The sequence below is a fragment of the Mesorhizobium sp. WSM4846 genome, assembly GCF_055811415.1.
In genome coordinates, this window is the sequence record NZ_JBVVPZ010000007.1 from 112,912 (window position 1) to 129,268 (window position 16,357).

Sequence of the window (16,357 nt, forward strand, 5' to 3'; positions counted from 1 at the left end):
AGGCGAGCGTGGCTGCGAACGGCTATTTGGCCTGGTCGATCTCGGGGATCGGCGTTGGTTGCGGTGTGGCGGGCTCAGGCGGGCTGTTCGTTGCGGTAATTTTTTTGTCGGATTTCGTGGCCGCCGCAGGTGCTGCGGCAACGGTTGTCGCGGCAGGTGCGGGGCTGGGCGCCGGTGTTGCGAAGGCGTCACCGACGATGCCGCCGCGAATGATCATCGGGCTTTGCGTGAAATCATGCTTGGGCTTGGGCTGGCTCGGGATCGCAGAAACTTTTTCATAGGTGACATCGGGCACTGGTTCGCCGAGCGCCACGATCGATGGCGTCGAGGAGTTGCCAGCCACCTTCGCCGGTTCAGGCGCACCGAGGCTGACGACGGACGGGGTCGAGGATGGTGCAGCAGGAACAACGAAGGATGAAGCCTGTGCTGTGCCCGCCGCCAGAGTGAGGCCAAGCGCCCTCAGGATACGCACCCAGACCATGATAGCTCCCCTTGCCCAACAAGCCGGCACCATAGCGTCCGGGAATTGATGCGGGCTTGCCAGGAAAGCTGGCATTTTAGCTATTGGCAATTCGCTTCCGCCCGGACTTGCCCCGTGAACGTCACCGTATTACGCACCGACATCGTAAGGTCCCGCTTCTGTAAGGTGATGAGAGTGGCTGAGATACTTGCCGCCGGCGAGGCGATGGAGCGGGCGCTGGCGCTGCTCGAAGGGGGCGATGTCGTCGCCATTCCGACCGAAACCGTCTACGGGCTGGCCGCCGATGCCACCAATGGTGTTGGCGTGGCGCGCATCTTCGAGGTCAAGGGCCGGCCGCGCTTCAATCCGCTGATAGCTCATGTCGCCGATCTGGCGATGGCCGATCGCATCGCGCTGTTCGATCCCGTGTCGAAAAGGCTGGCGCAGACATTCTGGCCGGGACCGCTGACGCTGGTGCTGCCGCAGCGGCCCGGCAACGGCATTCATCCGCTGGTCACCGCCGGGCTCGATACGGTCGCGCTGCGCATGCCGAAAGGCTTTGGCGGCCAACTGATCGCCAGGCTCGGACGCCCGCTTGCAGCGCCCAGCGCCAATTCCTCAGGCAGGATCAGCGCAACGACGGCCGAGGCCGTGGCCGCCGATCTCGGTCCAAAAATCAAGCTGGTGGTCGATGGCGGCGCGACGTCGGTCGGGGTCGAATCGACAATCGTGAAGATAGAGGGCGGAAAGCTGCGGCTGCTGCGGCCGGGCGGCATTGCCGCCGAAGAGATCGAAGCGACCGCCGGCATGAAGCTGCTGCGCGGCGCGGCGGGCATCGAGGCCCCGGGCATGCTCGCCTCGCATTACGCGCCGGGTGCTGCAGTGCGGATCAACGCCGCAAAAGTCGCAAAGGGCGAAGCCTTGCTGGCGTTCGGCCCGCGCCGCGCCGAAGGCTGGCAAGGCGCAGCCGCCTTGCGCAACCTGTCAGAGACCGGCGACCTGCGCGAGGCCGCGGCCAACCTCTTTGCCCATATGCAGGATCTCGATCGCAGCGGCGCCAACACAATCGCCGTCGAGCCGATCCCCTCCGACGGGCTGGGCGAGGCGATCAACGACCGGCTTTCGCGTGCCGCCGCCCCTCGTGACAAGATCGATTGAGCACCATAGTTTCCCATCCATGAACGACATCTCAAGGGATATCGACCCCGCCCTCATCGACCGCTTTGCGGCAATCGTCGGCGACAAATATGCGCTTCGCGACCAGCAGGATATCGCGCCTTACCTCACGGAGAGGCGCGGTCTGTGGCATGGCCGGACGGCGCTGGTGCTGAGGCCCGGCAGTGTCGACGAGGTCAGCCGCATCATGCAGCTGGCAACCGAGACGGGAACGCCGGTCGTGCCGCAAAGCGGCAACACCGGGCTGGTCGGCGCGCAGGTGCCGGACTCGTCCGGCCGCCAGATCGTGCTGTCGCTGTCGCGGCTGAACCGCATCCGCGAGATCGACGTCCTCTCCAACACGGTCACCGTCGAGGCCGGAGTCATCCTGCAGACGCTGCAGGAAGCGGCCGATGCCGCCGACCGGCTGTTTCCGCTGTCGCTTGCCGCGCAAGGCTCCTGCCAGATCGGCGGCAATCTCTCTTCCAATGCCGGCGGCACCGGCGTTCTCGCCTATGGCAATGCGCGTGAGCTGTGCCTTGGCGTCGAGGTGGTGCTGCCGACCGGCGAGGTGTTCGACGATCTGCGCAAGCTGAAGAAGGACAACACCGGTTACGATCTAAAAAACCTGTTCATCGGTGCGGAAGGCACGCTCGGCGTCATCACCGCCGCCGTGCTCAAGCTTTTCCCAAAGCCCAAGGGACGCGAAGTGGCCTTTGCCGGCCTGTCGTCACCTGAGGCGGCACTGTCCCTGCTCAGCCTGGCGATGGATCGCGCCGGTGCGGCGCTCACTGCTTTCGAACTGATCGGCCAGCGGCCCCACGAATTTACGCTGCTGCACGCGCCAGGCGTCGTGCGGCCGCTGTCCGGGGATTGGCCGTGGTATGTGCTGATGCAGATCTCTTCGGGTCGCTCGGCGCAGGATGCGAGGGCCCTGATCGAGGAGGTGCTCTCAGCCGGCCTCGAGCAGGAGATCGTCGGCGATGCGGTGATTGCGGCGAGCATCGCGCAGGGCGATGCCTTCTGGAATTTCCGCGAGCTGCTGCCCGAGGCGCAGAAGCCCGAAGGCGCCTCGATCAAGCACGACATCTCTGTGCCGGTGGCGGCCATCCCGCAATTCATCGAAAAGGCAGCCGGCGCCGTTCAATCGGTCAGCCCCGGTGCGCGCGAGGTGTGTTTCGGCCACATGGGCGACGGCAATCTCCACTACAACATCTCCCGGCCGATCGGTGGCGATGACGAGGCGTTTCTCCGGCTCTATCACGCCATGAACAGGGCCGTGCACGATGTCGTGCGCAGCCTTCACGGCTCGATCTCGGCCGAGCACGGCATCGGCCAGCTGAAGCGGGATGAATTGATCGCGACAGCGCCGCCGATGGCGATCGAACTGATGCGCAGGGTGAAGACGGCCTTCGACCCGGCCGGCATCATGAATCCCGGTAAGGTTATCTGATCCTTTCGCCGTCTTGTGAATGGTTGCATTCCGATAACCATCCCCTCGAGATCAGCAAAATTTAACCGACTTTCTTAAGCGCTGCGATAAGAAGCCCGCGCTAATGTTTCCCCACAACGAGGCCGGAAAAACCGGCCCGGAGAACCGGAAGACCGGCTCTCAGGAGAGACAGGAAAGGCACGATATGAACACTGGACTGAAGCCAGTCTGGGCTGGGCGCAATATGCGCCTCGACCCACTCCGCCTGCCGCAGGTGGTGAGCTACGCGACGCGCGACGACTATGGCGACGTTACCTTCACCATCGACCATCGTGGCGCCGTCATTCGCCGCGTGCTGGAGATGAGCGGCCTGCCGGCGTTCATCGCTCTGCCCGCCAATGCGTTTCGTGGCGTGGCAGCCCGCGCAATGGAGGACCCGGACGGCAATGTCACGGTGACGCTGGAGCTTCTGCACAATGATCCGATGCTGTCGGTGCCGCTCCTGGTGGCCGACGATCTCGAGGATGTCGCCGCCGACTGGCGCGCCTGGGCCGATGCCTACCGTCTGCCGATGCTTCTGATCGAATCCGACGGCATCGCCCGCACCCTGGAGGAATCGCTTGGCGTCGCCATCAAGACATTACCCGCGCAGGACCGTCGCAGGGGTCGGCTTTCGACCATGCGTCGTCCGCGCTTCCTCGCCCGCCGCAGGGCCGGCGCCCTCGGCCTCAGGCTGGTGATCGGCGGCCAGGAGATTATTTCGCGCGACGAATAGAGCGAGCGCTTTCCCTTCTCCCCTTGTGGGAGAAGGTGGCCACGAAGCGGCCGAATGAGGGGTGTTCTAGGAAACGCGAACGCCTCATTTGTTCCAACACCCCTCAACTGTCTCGGCGCTACGCGCCGATCCACCGCCCGGGGCGAGTCACGCGCCTCGCCCGCCCTTCGGGCCCCACAAGGGGAGAAGGAAAAAAGCCGCTACACCAGCGGCTTCAGCGCCACCCACAACGCACCGCCGATCAGGCCGAGGAAGACCAGCCAGCCGACCTGGTTGTTCGACCTGAACAGAAGCATGCACTGGTCGGGATCGTCGATGTCGAGCACGGTGATCTGCCGCGCCATATGGGCGCCGGCGGCGACCAGCCCGGCCAGCGCCGGCACCGGCGCCTGCGCCGCCGCGAAGGCGACGGCGAAGCAGACCAGCGCTCCGCCATAAAACCCGACGAGCCAGGTCTTGGTGTTGTCGCCGAACAGGCGTGCGGTTGAGCGCACGCCGACGATGGCGTCGTCTTCCTTGTCCTGATGCGCATAGATCGTGTCGTAGCCGATCACCCACAGGATCGAGCCGATATAGAGCATGACGGCCGGGCCATCGAGATTGCCGAATTCCACCGCCCATCCCATCAGCGCACCCCAGGAAAAGGCAAGGCCGAGAACCAGTTGCGGCCAATTGGTCAATCGCTTCATGAACGGGTAGATGGCGACGACGGCGAGCGAGCCGATGCCGAGCAGGACGGCAAAGCTGTTGAACTGCAAAAGCACAGCGAGTCCAACCAGTGCCTGGATCGCGAGGAACGCCCAGGCCTGCCGGCGCGTGACCTTTCCCGCTGGCAGCGGCCGCGAGCGCGTGCGTTCCACCTGGTTGTCGATGTCCTGGTCGACCAGGTCGTTGTAGGTGCAGCCGGCGCCGCGCATGGCGACGGCGCCGATCAGGAACAGCACGAGATACCATGGCGCCGGCAGCAGCGAGAGCAGGGGATCAGCAGGGCGTGGATGGGCACTCGCGGCAAGGGCTGCCGACCACCAGCACGGCCACAGCAGCAACTGCCAGCCGATCGGCCGGTCCCACCGGGCAAGCTGCGCATAGGGCCAAAGCCAGCGTGGCAGGATGCGGTAGACCCAGTGGCCGCTCGGCGCATCGGCGACGCGGCCCTGGGCTGCTTTCGACTGGATGGGTTCCATCGTGCTGAAGTGGCAGCAGCGGCGAACGGCGTCAAGCGTCAAGCGGGCCGAACCATTCCCCGTTCCCGTGTGGAATTGCGCTCAAAGTCTTCCAAATGTCTTGACCCATCGTACGGGGCGCAATAGCGCAGTCCTGATCGTGGAATGGCAAGGGATCTGGGCATGCGCGTATTGTTGATCGGCTCCGGCGGCCGCGAACATGCCTTGGCCTGGAAGATCGCGGCCTCGCCGCTGCTGACCAAGCTTTACGCGGCGCCCGGCAACCCTGGCATCGGCCGCGAAGCCGAGTTGGTGACGCTCGACATTGACGATCATGCGGCGGTGGCCCGGTTCTGCACGGAGAAAAAGATCGACCTCGTCGTGGTCGGGCCGGAAGGGCCGCTGGTCGCCGGCATTGCAGACGACCTCCGCGCTGAAAACATTCGCGTCTTTGGCCCGTCCAGGGCGGCGGCGCGGCTGGAAGGCTCGAAGGGTTTCACCAAGGATCTTTGCGCGAAATACGACATCCCGACCGCCGCCTATGGCCGTTTCGGCGACCTGGCGTCGGCCAGGGCCTATGTCGAAAAGATGGGCGCGCCGATCGTCATCAAGGCCGACGGCCTCGCAGCCGGCAAGGGCGTCACCGTCGCCATGAATTTGGCCGAGGCGCTGGCAGCACTCGATGCCTGTTTCGACGGATCCTTCGGAGAGGCCGGCGCAAAGGTGGTGGTCGAGGAGTTTCTCACCGGCGAGGAGGCGAGTTTCTTTTGCCTGTGCGACGGCGTCACTGCGCTGCCGTTCGGCACCGCGCAGGACCACAAGCGCCTCAGTGACGGCGACGTCGGCCCGAACACCGGCGGCATGGGGGCCTATTCGCCGGCCCCGGTGATGACGCCGGAGATGATCGACCGCACCATGCGCGAGATCGTCGAGCCGACCATGCGCGGCATGGCCGAACTCGGCGCGCCGTTTTCGGGCGTGCTGTTTGCCGGGCTGATGATATCAGGCGAGGGGCCGAAGCTGATCGAATACAACACCCGTTTCGGCGATCCGGAATGCCAGGTGCTGATGATGCGGCTGAAGGACGATCTCCTGGTCCTGCTCAACGCTGCCGCCGACGGCCAGCTTGCACATACCTCAGTGCGCTGGCGCAACGAGGCGGCGCTCACCGTGGTGATGGCGGCAAGGGGTTACCCCGGCACGCCGGAAAAGGGCTCGGTCATACGCGGCGTCGAACAGGCCGCGGGCGAAGGCGTCGAGATCTTTCATGCCGGCACCGCCATCGACAGCGGCGCGCTGGTCGCCAATGGCGGCCGTGTGCTCGGTGTCACGGGGACCGGCGGCACGGTCGGCGAGGCGCAGCGACGAGCCTACGCAGCGCTCGACCGGATCGATTGGCCGCAAGGCTTCTGCCGCCGCGACATCGGCTGGCAGGCCGTGGCCCGCGAGCAGGCGCGCTGACGTGCAAGATCAGCCGGGGCAAGATCAGCGGGGCAAGATTAACGGGGGCGACGATCCAACTCGGTCGACGCAGTGCTGACCGGATCGGTGGGCGCGGCTTCAACGGCCGATGCGGAGGGCCTTTCCTTTCGCAGCCACCCCAGATAGTCGGCGATCCGGCGCGGAAGACGCAGCGCTGTCCCTATGGCAGGCATTTGCAAGCTGCCGCGGAACTTGGACCAGCCCGCGCCGAACATGGCGACCATTTCGGTGAAGCTCGGCGGCGGTGCCACGGTCGCATAGGTAAGGGTGACATTGCCGGCAAGGCCGGCCGCCCGCGAGAGAGGCAGCGGTATCGAGGCGAGGTAATCCGGCTGCGCATCGATCAGGCCGCCGAACGGCCATTGCGCGCGCAAGGTGGCGGCATCCATCGGTGCGACATTGACGTCGATGTCGTTCGGCGTGCCAGCCACCCGGTAGGGGCAGCGGAACCGGCCGCAATTGGCTTTTGCCGAAAACTGCCAGAGTGCGTAGCCTTGCCAGTTGCCCATCGGAAAATGCACGCCGATGTCGGGCTTGTAGCGCGCATACCAGAGCGGCAGCCGCGACAGGAGCCGGTATTTGTACCTGTTGTCGGCGATGTGCTTGGCGGTCTTGCCGTTGGTGTAGAGCACCGGAAAACGGCCAATCCGCCGATGCACATGGCGCACGAACTCCTCTGCATCGTCGAGCGACATCCATTTCGTCGGATCGTCATCCTCGATGTCGAGGGCGAGCAGGTCATCCGGGCCAGGTTTCGCGAAATTGATGAAATTATTGGCCTGTCCGACGGGGTTGCCGGGTCGGGCGAGGTGATAAGCGCCCCATTTCAAGCCGAGCGCCTTGGCCACCACCTTGCGTGTCTGGAACAGTTCCTGTGCCACCGCATGGCGCTTCCACAGCGCCTTGCAGAGCCGCGTCGCGGTCTCGTCGCCGAAACAGAAATACGCTGGTGGCATCCCGTCGGACGCCTTGTTGATGAAGCCGACGATGCGCTTGTCGGTGGCAAGCTCGGTCCAATCGATGGGATTGTATTCGTAGGCGTCGATCACCAGCGCCCGGTCGGCATTCTTCCAGGGCGCGGAGAAGTCCGAGGCTTGTGCCGGCGCCAACGCCATTGCCATCGCGGTCGCGACGGCGAGGAGTCCTGGGCGGCGAAGAGGGTGCGCCGGCGGCTTCAAACAGCAGATCCTTGCTGGCCAAAGCCTGATCCTGAACCGCCATGGTTAAGGAAATACTTTCGGCGGCCCGCGGCGACCGCCGCAATCGTGCCGGGGATGGCTTTGCTGGTCATCAACGCAGGGCGAGCGGGTGGAACGGGTCGGGCGCCGGCGCTTGCGGCAGCGTCCCCTCAGCCTGGCGCTTGCGGTGATGGGCCAGCGAGCATTGCGGCGAACACAGGATGCCGCGATCCGACCAATAGGCGGCGCCGTCCTCGATCTTGCCCCGATGGTGCCAAAAACCTGCCGCTCGATAGGGCAGGCCGCACTCGATGCAGCGATAAGCGTCAGGTCTAGCGAGCACGGGCGGTCCGATCCAGTTGATCCGTCGCCGGTCGAACTGCCCGGCTTTTGCCGAATTTAACCTGTGCTGCAGCAATTGCAAAATCTGCGTGACAAAATTTGACGTTTACGTAAAAAGAAGGCGGGGGAGGCGACCCAAAAGCGGATGGTCTTGTGTCGGCACGGACCTTAAGTTGACCTGCCGGACAGAGGAGGAGCGAGCGGCATGTACCGGGCACCAGTCGAGGAAATCGCCTTCACGCTGAAGCATGTGGCCGGCCTGAAGCCGGCGCTTGACGCCGGCACCTTTGGCGACCTTGGCGAAGACCTCGTCGACGCCATTCTGGCGGAAGCCGGCCGCTTTGCCGGCGAAGAGGTCGCGCCGCTCTACAAGGTCGGCGATGAACAAGGCGCGGTGCTGAGCGGCGCGGCCGTCACCATGCCGCCCGGCTGGAAGGAACTTTATCGCCGCTGGATCGACGGCGGCTGGAACGCGCTGTCAGCGCCGGAGGAGTTCGGCGGCCAGGCGCTGCCGACTATGCTGGGCGTCGCCGCGCTCGAAATGTGGAACTCCGCCGCCATGGCCTTCGGTATCGGCCCGACGCTGACCATGGGCGCGGTCGAAGCGCTCGACAAGCATGCCTCACCGGCGTTGAAGGCCAAATACCTGGAAAAGCTCGTCTCAGGCGAATGGATGGGCACGATGAACCTGACCGAGCCGCAGGCGGGCTCGGATCTGAATGCCTTGCGCGCCCGCGCCGAGCCGGCCGGCGACGGCACCTACCGCATCTTCGGCCAGAAGATTTTCATCACCTATGGCGAGCACGATCTTGCCGACAACATCATCCATCTGGTGCTGGCGCGGCTGCCGGACGCGCCGGCCGGCACGCGCGGCCTTTCGTTGTTCCTGGTGCCGAAATTCCTGGTCGGCGACGATGGCGCGCTTGGGGCACGCAACGACGTCTTCTGCTCCGGGCTGGAGCACAAATTGGGCATCCACGCCTCGCCGACCTGCACCATGATCTATGGCGACGGTTTCGAAGGGATCGCCCCAGGCGCGATCGGCTGGCTGATCGGCGAGGAAAACAAGGGCCTCGCCTGCATGTTCACCATGATGAACAATGCGCGGCTCGCCGTCGGCATGCAGGGCGTTGCGGTCGCCGAAACTGCCACGCAGAAGGCGCTCGCCTTCGCCAATGAACGCCGTCAAGGCAAGGCCGCGAGCTATAATGGCAACGGCATGGCGCCGATCGTTCATCACCTCGACGTGCAGCGCAATCTCCTGACCATGAAGGCGCTGACCCAGATTGCGCGCGCCATCAGCTATTCCTGCGCGCACGCCATCGACCACGCGCGCGTATCCGTCGGCGATGAAGCCATCCATTGGCAGGAGCGCGCCAATCTGCTGACGCCGCTGGCCAAGGCCTTTTCCACCGATGTCGGCGTCGAGGTCGCCTCGCTCGGGCTGCAGGTTCATGGCGGTATGGGATACATCGAGGAGACCGGTGCGGCAGCACTTTATCGCGACGCGCGCATCGCGCCGATCTACGAAGGCACCAATGGCATCCAGGCGATAGACCTGGTCGCGCGCAAGCTGCCGCTTGGCGGCGGCGAACATGTGCATGGCTACATCGCCGAACTGAAAGCCGTCGCCAATCAAGCGCGGACCTCGAACCTTCAAGGTTTTGGCCGCACCGCCGATGGCCTCGACCAGGCGGTCGACGATCTCAGCCAGGCGACGCGCTTCCTGCAAGGGCTGCTCGCAGACGGCCGCTCGGACGCGGCGCTGGCCGGCGCGACGCCGTATCTGCGGCTGATCTCGCTGGCGGCGGGCGGCGCCTATCTGGCGCGCGGCGCGCTTGCCGACCAAAGCCGCATCGCCGTTTGCCGCTTCTTCGCTGAAAACCTGCTTGGCGAGGCGGCCGCGCTGAAGGAGCGTGTCATCGGCGGCGCCGACAGCCTTGCCACTGCCGGCCAGACACTGATTCCTGCCTGACAGCCACCGGGTTGACGTTTCGCAAAAAGCCCGGCGTTTCACAAAGGATCACCCGTGACAGACCATATCCTCGTCGAGCGCCAGGGCGCCATCCAGATCATCCGCATGAACCGTCCGGACAAGAAGAACGCCTTGACGCGGGCCATGTATGCGAAAATGTCCAAAGCCCTTGCCGAGGGCGACGCCGATCCGGCGATCCGCGTCCATGTCTTCCTCGGTGTTCCAGGCGCCTTCTCATCCGGCAACGACCTTGCCGATTTCATGGTCGTCGCCACCGGCGGCGAGGGCGGCACCGAAGTCTGGGACTTCCTGATGGCGCTGGCCAGGACGGAAAAGCCGATGATCTCCGGCGTCGACGGCATCGCGGTCGGCATCGGCACCACGCTCAACCTGCATTGCGACCTGACTTTCGCCACGCCGCGCACACTATTCCGCACGCCCTTCGTCGATCTCGGCCTGGTCCCCGAGGCCGGGTCGAGCCTGCTTGCGCCGCAGATTCTCGGCCGGCAAGGCGCTTTCGCGCTGCTTGGCCTCGGCGAAGGATTTTCGGCCGAGCGGGCGAAGGCCGCCGGATTGATCTACGCAGTGGTCGAGGAGAACGAACTCGAAGCCTCCGTCCTGGCCGCGGCCAGCCAGATAGCGGCCAAGCCGCCGCAGGCGCTGAAGATCGCGCGCGACCTGATGCGCGGCTCGCGTGAAGACCTCGTTGACCGCATCGGCCAGGAAAGCGAGCATTTCCGCGAGCGGCTCAAATCCGACGAGGCCCGCGCCGCGCTGACGGCGTTCATGACCAGGAAGAAAGGGTAGCTGGGCACCAGACGCCGGCCAAGAGTCTGGCATATGTCATGCAAATGCATTACATTGTGTGCCAGCGAAGGAGACTGTCATGCCGTCGAACGCACTGGTCCAGACCCGTATTGACGCTGAAGTGAAGGAACGCGCCACGGCGGTTCTGGAAAACATGGGGCTCACGGTTTCCGATGCTGTCCGTATCTTGTTGACGCGGACCGCCAATGAGGGCGCCTTGCCGCTCGAACTTGTCAGCAACAGTGACGCCCATGATGCCTGGCTCCGGGCAAAAGTTCAGCAGGCGCTGGAGGATACGCGGCCGGATGTTGAAGACGCCGAAGCCGAATCCCATTTTTCTGGACGGCGGGCGGCAGCGCTTCGCAAGGCGGAGGCAGGCGAGTCTTGAGGCTGGTCTGGGCGCGGTTTGCGCTCGCCGATCGCGACGACATCTTCACGTATATCGAAGCCGAAATCCCAGGGACCACTCAGGGATAAAGCCTTGTCTTGTCCCAGCCGCCCTCAGCGTTGCGCGAGAAGACAATGCGATCGTGCAGCCGGAAAGGCCGGTCGTGCCAGAACTCGATCGTCTGCGGCACGATGCGAAAACCCGACCAGTGTTTCGGTCGTGGGATCTCGCCGATCGCATGGCGCGCTGTGTATTCGGCAACGGCTTTTTCCAGTGCGAAGCGGCTCTCCAGCGGCCGCGACTGTTTCGACGCCCATGCCCCGATGCGGCTGCCGCGCGGGCGCGTCGCGTAATACGCGTCCGCTTCCGCCTCGGTGACGATCTCCACCGGCCCGCGCGCACGCACCTGCCGGCGCAGCGATTTCCAGTGAAAGCACATCGCCGCCTTCATGCTGCCAAGAATCTCGCGGCCTTTGGCGCTCTCAAAATTCGTGTAGAACACAAATCCGCTTTCATCGAACCCCTTGAGCAGCACCATCCGCACATTCGGCATGCCTTCGGCATCGACGGTCGCCAGCGCCACGCTGTTGGGATCGTTGATCTCGCTCTTTGTCGCGTCGTCAAGCCATGCGGCAAACAGGCGGAATGGCTCGGCAGCCTCGGCAAAGTCACCGCTTGTTAACTCAGTTTCGCTCATAGTTTTTCCAAATTCTATTGCCGGCCGGGGGAGATTGCCGATTGTCGCGCATCGCGCAACTTTTTGACAGCAGGCAATGGAGCCTTATTGCTTCGGCCAACGCACAAAGTGCGGTCAAGGCCGCCGCGATTGTGCTGGTCGCCTTGCCGCTTGCCGCCTGCGGTGCCGGCGGCTTCAGTTTGGAGCAGGCGGAGGTCGACCGTACGATCCTGACCAGCAGCACGCCTGCCTCTGCCATGCCGATCGACCAGGATCGCGCCTCGGACCAGGCGACGATCCGCAACGCGGTGTCTTCAGCCGATATCCAGGAACTTGGCGGGCAGGCCGTTCCGTGGGCGAATTCCGATACCGGTTCGCGCGGCTCGATCACCGAACTGGCGGAATCCAGGAACAACGGCCAGCTTTGCCGCCGCTTCACCGCCTCACGCGAAAGCTTCGACGGCGTCGCCCTGTTCAAGGGCGAGGTGTGCCTGGCCGGCGCCGGCGCCTGGCGGATGCAGGACTTCAAAGCGCTCTGATTTTCCGCCATCATATGACCGCGCTACTGGAATTTCTTCCTATGCGAGCGCATATAGATGGCAATCGTGGACTCACTCCTTCTCCAGGACAGGAAGCATGCGCGACCCCTATGAGGTGCTGGGCGTTGCCAAGAACGCATCGGCCCAGGATATAAAATCGGCATACCGCAAACTCGCCAAGGAGTATCATCCGGACCAGAATCCGGATCCCAAGGCGAAGGAGCGGTTTGCTGCGGCCAACCAGGCTTACGAGATCGTCGGCGACGAGAAGAACCGTGCGGCTTTCGATCGCGGCGAGATCGATGCCGAGGGCAAGCCGCGCTTTCAAGGTTTCGAGGGCGCCGCCGGCGGCGCCGATCCGTTCGCCGGTTTTCGCCGGCAGCAAGGGCCGGGCGGCTCGCGTTTCGAGTTTCGCTCAGGCCGTCCGAGCGGCGATCCGTTCGACGGCAGCAGCGACATCTTCAGCCAGATTTTCGGCGAGACCTTCTCTCGCGGCGCCGGCATGGGCGCCGGCCGGCAGGCGCCGTCCGGCGCCGACCTGAACGTGACGCTCGACATCACCATCGAAGAAGCGGCGACTGCCGAGAAGGTAACGGCGATGTTCCCCGACGGGCGCAAGGTCGCCGTCAAGCTGCCAGCCTATGTCGAGGACGGCCAGACCATCCGGCTGAAAGGGCAGGGCGAGCAAGGGCCGGGGCAACCAGGCGATGCGCTGGTCAAGATCCGCTTCCGGCGGCATCCGCGCTACCGTGTCGAAGGCCGCGACCTCCACGCCGACCTGCCGATTGCGCTGGCGGATGCCGTGCTCGGTGCCAAGGTGGCGGTCGAAACGCCGACCGGCAAGGTTGCAGTCAATGTTCCCGCCTGGTCGAGCTCGGACAAGGTCCTGCGGCTGAAGGGCAGGGGCCTGCCGGAAAAAGTCGGCGGTCACGGCGATCTCTACGCGCATGTGCGGCTGATGCTGCCTGAGGGTGGCGACAGCGATCTCGAAGCGTTGATGCGCAACCGCAAACGCTAGCCTGGCGCGTCAAGGCGCGCTGCGCCGCAAACGCTCTCGTCTCTCACCTGTCCGTCTTGTTCGACTGCAGGGCTCAGCCGCATTCCGCGACATCGCTCGATGGCCGCCCGGAACATGTCCGGCTCGCGCCAGGCAGGTGAGTCGCTTGTCGCCGGAGCGTTTTCTTTTGCTCGGGCGGAATAAACCCGCGGCCGCCCCGTTTTCCAGACCATTGGTTGACTAACGAAATTGCCGTCAAACGAATAGCAACGAAGGAGCGCGTCGGATTGCTGGGTCATGCGTTATCGAGTTTGGAAAATGCGTTCGGGGAAATCCGGGCGATGTATCGAAACGACAGGCTCAGCAGGGTTTTCGCGCTGATAGTGATATGCCTGAATATCCTCGTCATCATCGTTCCATTCGCGATCGAGGCGCTTCGATCTGTCGGAATTTCACACTACGATCTGCCAGCGCGTCTCAACATCAGCAGGGATGGATCGCTGCCCGAGATGTTCAACTACGGGCAGGCCGCGCTTTGCGCCCTGTTTCTGTTCGGCATCTGGCTTCGAACCAGGGAGCATATGTTTCTTGCCTGGTCCCTGATTTTCAGTTTTGTGACGCTCGACGACGCCACCCGTTTCCATGAGCGCGGCGGCCTGCTGCTGGCAGCGACATTCGACCTCGTTTCGCTGCCGGGCATGCGGGCTCGCGACACCGGGGAAATCATCACCTGGTCGGCGGTCGCGCTCGGCCTGCTGGCGCCGCTGTTGTGGTCATTCTGGCAAAGCAGACCGAGGCAACAAGCCCTCGGATCGGTGTTTTTGCTGCTGTTCGCGTGTCTTGTGGGTTTTGCCGTGGTGGTTGACATGCTGCACTTCCTGACGGGCTCGAAGCTCGTTGGCTACGCTGAAGACGGCGGCGAGATGCTGTCGATTGCCGTCGCCTGTTGCTGTGCGTTCATCCTCTATCGCGGGCTGGGGCGTGATGCGGATCTTCACGCAATGGATCCGAGCCTGCCATTCTCAAAGCGGACATAACCGAATTGCGGAAACGGCCGCGCGAACAGGAGGAATAAGTTTGGCTCCGGCCCGTCACCCCGGGATCATTCCGGGAGGAGCCAATGCCGTCGCACCTGTTTCCGTCCGTTCCAACGCGCTGGTTCCGGCGTCGTTCAGAACACCAGGCGGTGAAGCCGAAGCCTGCTATGCCGGCGAAACCTTGCCGCTGGCGCGCCCTTCACCTCGCCCTGCCACTGATGGTCTTCCTGTGCGGCGCTTCGCCAGCGGCCAACGCGGTCGTGCCGGGCACCGACGCCAATGTCGTCACAGCAATCGACGTATCGGACTCGATCGGCCGATATGAGGAATGGCTCCAGCAGGCCGGGCTCGTGCGGGCGCTCGTCCACCCCGACTTCCTGCGCGCCGCCACCGCCGGTCCGCGGCGTCGGATCGGGTTCGCCGTCATCACATGGTCAAGCGATGGCAAGTTCGACCTGTTGGTGCCCTGGACCGTCATCGGCTCGGCCGAGGACGCCGCGCGCGTGTCTCAGGCGCTCGCTTCGGTGGCGCTCATCGACCGAACCCATTACGGAGGCGGCGATATGGAGCAGGACCGCGACGGCGACGCTGATCCCGCGGCGATGCACGATCGTCTGACAGACATGTCGGAGGCGATCGCCTTTGCTTCGCTCCTGTTGACGTCATCGCCGCACGCGACGCAGCGCGCGGTCATGAACATCTGCGCCAACGGAACCGACAATTTCGCGGGCGGAACAGAATCCTCGCGAGACGCGGCGCTGGCGCAAGGTTTTACGATTAACGGATTGGTCCTGGGGCAGGATGCGGAACTTGCGCAATATTTCCGCTCCAGCGTGATCGGCGGTCCCGGAGCGTTCGCCATGGACATCTCGGATGCGAAAGACGCCGGTGAATTCATGGCGAGGAAACTTGTTCGCGACCTATTGGCGTCGGCGCCGGCAGATGCGCCTCGTTTCAGGATCGAGTGACCTCTTCGACGCACAACTACGCTTGCAGAACTGCTGCATGGCATCCAGGTCGGAAGGTCAGCCGGGCGGGCACTGTCCGTTTTGAGCGCTTGAAGGGGCTCTGTGCCTGTGCGATAGCCACTTCACGAAGCAGCAAATCTTGCGGAGAGCGCTCACATGGCGGGTGGACAAGGCATTATGGCCGGCAAGCGCGGGCTTGTCCTGGGCGTCGCGAACAATCGGTCGATCGCCTATGGCATCGCCAAGGCCTGCGTCGACCATGGCGCCGAGATCGCGCTGACCTATCAGGGCGAGGCGTTCAAGAAGCGCGTCGAGCCACTGGCGGCGGAACTCAACGCCCATGTCGCCGGCCATTGCGATGTGACCGATCCGACAACGCTCGATGCTGTCTTCGACGACATCGCCAAGCGTTGGGGCAAGCTCGATTTCCTCGTCCACGCCATCGCCTTTTCCGACAAGGACGAACTGACTGGCCGCTATGTCGAGACGACGCGCGACAATTTCCTGCGCACGATGGACATTTCGGTGTTTTCCTTCACCACCATCGCCAAGCGCGCCGAGGCACTGATGACCGATGGCGGCTCGCTGCTGACGTTGACTTATTACGGTGCGGAAAAAGTGATGCCGCACTACAATGTCATGGGTGTTGCCAAGGCAGCGCTCGAGGCCAGCGTGCGCTATCTGGCCGTCGACCTTGGCGCCAAGAAAATCCGCGTCAACGCCATCTCCGCCGGTCCTATCAAGACGCTGGCAGCCTCCGGCATCGGCGATTTTCGCTACATCTTGAAGTGGAACGAATACAATTCGCCGCTAAAGCAGACGGTGACCCAAGAGGAGGTCGGCGATTCAGCGGTCTATTTCCTTTCAAACCTTTCACGCGGCGTCACCGGAGAGGTCCACCATGTCGATTCCGGCTACCATGTCGTCGGCATGAAGGCGGTCGACGCGCCTGATATTTCGACCGTCAAGGAATAGACCCGCCT

General features: G+C 64.0%; 17 protein-coding genes. 12 read left to right on the forward strand and 5 right to left on the reverse strand.

The features are described 5' to 3' along the window. Positions 1 to 22: 22 nt before the first annotated feature. Positions 23 to 481, reverse strand: a complete 459-nt coding sequence (locus AC0L15_RS09060) for a hypothetical protein (RefSeq protein WP_473496257.1) — start codon at positions 479 to 481, stop codon at positions 23 to 25. A 174-nt stretch (positions 482 to 655) separates the two neighbouring features. Between AC0L15_RS09060 and AC0L15_RS09065 the strand changes: the two genes are divergently transcribed. From AC0L15_RS09065 to AC0L15_RS09075, 3 genes are all read left to right on the forward strand, one after another. Further along, positions 656 to 1,618: an L-threonylcarbamoyladenylate synthase gene (locus AC0L15_RS09065; RefSeq protein WP_473496258.1), complete on the forward strand. Its 963-nt coding sequence runs from the start codon at positions 656 to 658 to the stop codon at positions 1,616 to 1,618. Positions 1,619 to 1,637: 19 nt separating this feature from the next. Beyond that, positions 1,638 to 3,068, forward strand: a complete 1,431-nt coding sequence (locus AC0L15_RS09070; protein ID WP_473496259.1) for an FAD-binding oxidoreductase — start codon at positions 1,638 to 1,640, stop codon at positions 3,066 to 3,068. Between the two features lie 184 nt (positions 3,069 to 3,252). Further along, complete coding sequence (locus tag AC0L15_RS09075) at positions 3,253 to 3,822, forward strand: DUF6101 family protein (protein ID WP_023799370.1); 570 nt, start codon at positions 3,253 to 3,255, stop codon at positions 3,820 to 3,822. A gap of 200 nt (positions 3,823 to 4,022) precedes the next feature. On the opposite strand, the gene ubiA is transcribed toward AC0L15_RS09075, so the two are convergent. Continuing rightward, positions 4,023 to 5,006 (reverse strand): 4-hydroxybenzoate octaprenyltransferase, encoded by a 984-nt coding sequence (gene ubiA / locus AC0L15_RS09080; protein ID WP_473496278.1) that lies wholly within the window; start codon positions 5,004 to 5,006, stop codon positions 4,023 to 4,025. A 162-nt stretch (positions 5,007 to 5,168) separates the two neighbouring features. Between ubiA and purD the strand changes: the two genes are divergently transcribed. After that, positions 5,169 to 6,446 carry a phosphoribosylamine--glycine ligase gene (gene purD / locus AC0L15_RS09085; RefSeq protein WP_473496260.1) on the forward strand — a complete coding sequence of 426 codons (1,278 nt, stop codon included), beginning with the start codon at positions 5,169 to 5,171 and terminating at the stop codon, positions 6,444 to 6,446. 38 nt (positions 6,447 to 6,484) lie between these two features. On the opposite strand, the gene AC0L15_RS09090 is transcribed toward purD, so the two are convergent. Then, positions 6,485 to 7,588: a glycoside hydrolase family 25 protein gene (locus tag AC0L15_RS09090; RefSeq protein ID WP_473496261.1), complete on the reverse strand. Its 1,104-nt coding sequence runs from the start codon at positions 7,586 to 7,588 to the stop codon at positions 6,485 to 6,487. A gap of 169 nt (positions 7,589 to 7,757) precedes the next feature. Continuing rightward, the gene (locus AC0L15_RS09095) at positions 7,758 to 7,988 is read right to left on the reverse strand and encodes a hypothetical protein (RefSeq protein ID WP_128179850.1); all 231 of its coding nucleotides are present in this window, start codon (positions 7,986 to 7,988) and stop codon (positions 7,758 to 7,760) included. Positions 7,989 to 8,192: 204 nt separating this feature from the next. Between AC0L15_RS09095 and AC0L15_RS09100 the strand changes: the two genes are divergently transcribed. From AC0L15_RS09100 to AC0L15_RS09110, 3 genes are all read left to right on the forward strand, one after another. Beyond that, positions 8,193 to 9,962: an acyl-CoA dehydrogenase gene (locus tag AC0L15_RS09100; RefSeq protein WP_473496263.1), complete on the forward strand. Its 1,770-nt coding sequence runs from the start codon at positions 8,193 to 8,195 to the stop codon at positions 9,960 to 9,962. A gap of 54 nt (positions 9,963 to 10,016) precedes the next feature. Continuing rightward, a complete protein-coding gene (locus AC0L15_RS09105; protein WP_473496264.1) occupies positions 10,017 to 10,769 on the forward strand; it encodes a crotonase/enoyl-CoA hydratase family protein in 753 nt (250 codons plus the stop codon). A 79-nt stretch (positions 10,770 to 10,848) separates the two neighbouring features. After that, a complete protein-coding gene (locus tag AC0L15_RS09110; protein WP_473496265.1) occupies positions 10,849 to 11,157 on the forward strand; it encodes a type II toxin-antitoxin system RelB/DinJ family antitoxin in 309 nt (102 codons plus the stop codon). 79 nt (positions 11,158 to 11,236) lie between these two features. Here AC0L15_RS09110 and pdxH read toward each other — a convergent pair whose 3' ends face one another. Next, on the reverse strand, positions 11,237 to 11,854 hold the full coding sequence (gene pdxH, locus AC0L15_RS09115; protein ID WP_023799362.1) for a pyridoxamine 5'-phosphate oxidase: 618 nt from the start codon (positions 11,852 to 11,854) through the stop codon (positions 11,237 to 11,239). A gap of 41 nt (positions 11,855 to 11,895) precedes the next feature. Here pdxH and AC0L15_RS09120 point away from each other — a divergent pair, with 41 nt between their 5' ends. The 5 genes from AC0L15_RS09120 (at position 11,896) to fabI (ending at position 16,349) form a co-directional block, all read left to right on the forward strand. Further along, a complete protein-coding gene (locus AC0L15_RS09120) occupies positions 11,896 to 12,372 on the forward strand; it encodes an RT0821/Lpp0805 family surface protein (protein WP_473496266.1) in 477 nt (158 codons plus the stop codon). Positions 12,373 to 12,469: 97 nt separating this feature from the next. Further along, positions 12,470 to 13,390: a DnaJ C-terminal domain-containing protein gene (locus tag AC0L15_RS09125; RefSeq protein WP_473496267.1), complete on the forward strand. Its 921-nt coding sequence runs from the start codon at positions 12,470 to 12,472 to the stop codon at positions 13,388 to 13,390. Between the two features lie 266 nt (positions 13,391 to 13,656). Continuing rightward, on the forward strand, positions 13,657 to 14,406 hold the full coding sequence (locus AC0L15_RS09130; protein WP_473496268.1) for a hypothetical protein: 750 nt from the start codon (positions 13,657 to 13,659) through the stop codon (positions 14,404 to 14,406). 83 nt (positions 14,407 to 14,489) lie between these two features. Next, positions 14,490 to 15,374, forward strand: a complete 885-nt coding sequence (locus AC0L15_RS09135) for a DUF1194 domain-containing protein (protein ID WP_473496269.1) — start codon at positions 14,490 to 14,492, stop codon at positions 15,372 to 15,374. A 156-nt stretch (positions 15,375 to 15,530) separates the two neighbouring features. Continuing rightward, the gene (gene fabI / locus AC0L15_RS09140) at positions 15,531 to 16,349 is read left to right on the forward strand and encodes an enoyl-ACP reductase FabI (RefSeq protein ID WP_091596015.1); all 819 of its coding nucleotides are present in this window, start codon (positions 15,531 to 15,533) and stop codon (positions 16,347 to 16,349) included. Positions 16,350 to 16,357: the final 8 nt, after the last annotated feature.

What these genes read in the sequence shown, in the direction of transcription:
- AC0L15_RS09060 (WP_473496257.1), bottom strand. Translation starts at nt 481, where the DNA reads ATGGTCTGGGTGCGTATCCTGAGGGCGCTTGGCCTCACTCTGGCGGCG.
- AC0L15_RS09070 (WP_473496259.1), top strand. Translation starts at nt 1,638, where the DNA reads ATGAACGACATCTCAAGGGATATCGACCCCGCCCTCATCGACCGCTTT.
- AC0L15_RS09075 (WP_023799370.1), top strand. Translation starts at nt 3,253, where the DNA reads ATGAACACTGGACTGAAGCCAGTCTGGGCTGGGCGCAATATGCGCCTC.
- ubiA (WP_473496278.1), bottom strand. Translation starts at nt 5,006, where the DNA reads ATGGAACCCATCCAGTCGAAAGCAGCCCAGGGCCGCGTCGCCGATGCG.
- purD (WP_473496260.1), top strand. Translation starts at nt 5,169, where the DNA reads ATGCGCGTATTGTTGATCGGCTCCGGCGGCCGCGAACATGCCTTGGCC.
- AC0L15_RS09090 (WP_473496261.1), bottom strand. Translation starts at nt 7,588, where the DNA reads ATGGCAATGGCGTTGGCGCCGGCACAAGCCTCGGACTTCTCCGCGCCC.
- AC0L15_RS09100 (WP_473496263.1), top strand. Translation starts at nt 8,193, where the DNA reads ATGTACCGGGCACCAGTCGAGGAAATCGCCTTCACGCTGAAGCATGTG.
- AC0L15_RS09110 (WP_473496265.1), top strand. Translation starts at nt 10,849, where the DNA reads ATGCCGTCGAACGCACTGGTCCAGACCCGTATTGACGCTGAAGTGAAG.
- pdxH (WP_023799362.1), bottom strand. Translation starts at nt 11,854, where the DNA reads ATGAGCGAAACTGAGTTAACAAGCGGTGACTTTGCCGAGGCTGCCGAG.
- AC0L15_RS09125 (WP_473496267.1), top strand. Translation starts at nt 12,470, where the DNA reads ATGCGCGACCCCTATGAGGTGCTGGGCGTTGCCAAGAACGCATCGGCC.
- AC0L15_RS09135 (WP_473496269.1), top strand. Translation starts at nt 14,490, where the DNA reads ATGCCGTCGCACCTGTTTCCGTCCGTTCCAACGCGCTGGTTCCGGCGT.
- fabI (WP_091596015.1), top strand. Translation starts at nt 15,531, where the DNA reads ATGGCGGGTGGACAAGGCATTATGGCCGGCAAGCGCGGGCTTGTCCTG.